1 protein-coding gene is annotated in these 717 nt (G+C 40.0%); it reads left to right on the top strand.

Annotated features, from left to right (window positions below; all coding sequences use genetic code 11):
- The coding region (locus tag JML65_RS23765) for a condensation domain-containing protein (RefSeq protein ID WP_202272626.1) at window positions 1-717 on the top strand (717 nt) is incomplete at both ends.

Below are 717 nucleotides of genomic sequence, written 5' to 3'. Positions count from 1 at the left end.
AGCTGAGTATTTACAGTGGTTTAGGGACGAGTGTTGTAGGGACAACGGTTTCAGGAAGAAGCTTACCGGTTGATGGGATAGAATCTTCAGCGGGATTATATATCAACACGCTGCCATTGATTGTGAGCCATGAAGATGGGCGAGTTGTGGATCAGATCACAGAGATTCAGAATAGAATAAGTGAGCTCAATACGCACAGTGACATTAACCTTGCAGCATTGCACCATGATGGACGCAGGATTTTCAGCAGCTTATTTGTGTATGAGAACTATCCGGTACCTAAGGGAGGTGAGGGTAATGAGTTGGGATTTGTATTCATGGACTCTGTAGAGAAGCTTGATTATCCATTGGGAATTATGGCTTCGGAACAGGGAGATAGTGTAACCGTTAAGATCAATTATGAAGGCGTTCTTTTTGAAGAACAAACGATACAGCAGTTGATTGAAGGAATGGAAACTCTTTTAGATCAGATCCTGAAAAATAAGAAAATCACAACAGATAATCTTCATTATGTTTCTGATAATCAGCTAAAACTCATCCAGTCCTGGAATGTGATAGATTCTGTAGTTTCAGATAAAACACTTCCTGAGTTATTTGAATCTCAGGCAGCAAGAACTCCTGAAGCGATTGCGTTGGTTTATGGAGATGTTAAATTAAGCTATAAAGAACTTAATGAGCGTTCAAACCGCCTGGCAAATTATCTGATAAAAACCCATG

The organism is Chryseobacterium sp. KMC2 (assembly GCF_016756935.1).
Classification (GTDB): domain Bacteria; phylum Bacteroidota; class Bacteroidia; order Flavobacteriales; family Weeksellaceae; genus Chryseobacterium; species Chryseobacterium rhizosphaerae.
Note: the sequence above shows the minus strand (reverse complement) of the source record. Positions and strands in the feature narration are given on the sequence as shown.